Below are 1,181 nucleotides of genomic sequence, written 5' to 3' on the forward strand. Positions count from 1 at the left end.
GGGGCAGTGACCGGGTAGCTGCGATAACTGCCAACTTTTCTTCCCTCCACCTTCACGCATAAACGAACGTTTGTGCAACCATCTCTGTCCCAACGTAACGATGCGGCCTTGTGCATTGCAAAAATGTATTGCAATATAAAAACAAATGGCAACAGGAAATCGCAATCATGCTCATCGGTTATGCCCGGGTTTCGACACAGGAACAGGATACTCAGGCTCAGATATCAGCACTAAAGTCAGCCGGGTGTGAACTGATATTCCAGGAAAAAGCGTCGGGAGGGCGATGGGATCGACCCGAGCTACAACGCCTTTTACAGCAAATACGCAAAGATGATCAGGTTATTGTATGGAAACTGGATCGCCTTTCCCGTTCGCTGAAGGATTTATTGCTGACGCTGGAGAAGATTGAAAACACGGGAGCTGATTTTCGCAGCATTACCGAAAATATTGACACATCCACTCCAGCGGGCAGGATGATGATGCAGATCGTTGGCTCCTTTGCTGAATTTGAACGCGCCATGCTTCGTGAACGGACAAAGAACGGGCTTGCGGCGGCACGCCAGGATGGCCGGGTTGGTGGACGACGCCCTAAGTTAACACCCCAACAGCAAAAAGAGATTGTCTCGCTCGTCACATCGGGGCAAAAAACGGGCGCTGATGCTGCACGTCTGTTCCGTGTTCACCCTTCCACCGTGGTGCGGCTTCTTGCCAGACACCGGATGACTGAGATCGGACAGACATAAATCGACGCGGGGGGATTTACTGCAGGGTATGGTTCACCAATCTGACAGCGATGAATTATCGGCACTGCGGGCAGAAAATGCCCGATTGACTTCGCTACTTGATGCCCATGGGATTGAGTGGCGACTTAAGCGGCAGATCCCGGTGCAAAAATTATCAACCTTATCAACTGACGACAAGGTTGCGCTGTTTCGCCGACTGTTCCGGGGGCGGGACGATGTATGGGCTCTGCGTTGGGAAAGTAAAAACAGCGGAAAATCGGGCTATTCTCCCGCCTGTGCCAACGAATGGCAGCCAGGTATATGCGGTAAGCCCCGGATAAAATGTAGCGACTGCTCTCACCGCCAGCTTATTCCCGTATCGGATCCTGTTATCTACCGGCATCTGGCAGGCGAACACACCATCGGTGTATATCCTTTGCTTGAAGATGACTTCTGTTA

Annotated in this window: 2 protein-coding genes; both read left to right on the top strand. The window is 51.6% G+C overall.

All coding sequences use genetic code 11. The features are described 5' to 3' along the window. Positions 1 to 167: 167 nt before the first annotated feature. Positions 168 to 743 carry a recombinase family protein gene (locus F7Q90_RS25690; protein WP_006120551.1) on the top strand — a complete coding sequence of 192 codons (576 nt, stop codon included), beginning with the start codon at positions 168 to 170 and terminating at the stop codon, positions 741 to 743. 28 nt (positions 744 to 771) lie between these two features. Beyond that, positions 772 to 1,181: TOTE conflict system archaeo-eukaryotic primase domain-containing protein (locus F7Q90_RS25695; protein WP_006122334.1), on the top strand; the 410-nt coding region annotated here is incomplete at its 3' end.

Origin of the sequence: Pantoea stewartii subsp. stewartii (genome assembly GCF_008801695.1) — a bacterium.
Taxonomy (GTDB): domain Bacteria; phylum Pseudomonadota; class Gammaproteobacteria; order Enterobacterales; family Enterobacteriaceae; genus Pantoea; species Pantoea stewartii.

Coding starts and splice junctions, on each gene's coding strand:
- F7Q90_RS25690 (WP_006120551.1), top strand. CDS start 168: ATGCTCATCGGTTATGCCCGGGTTTCGACACAGGAACAGGATACTCAG.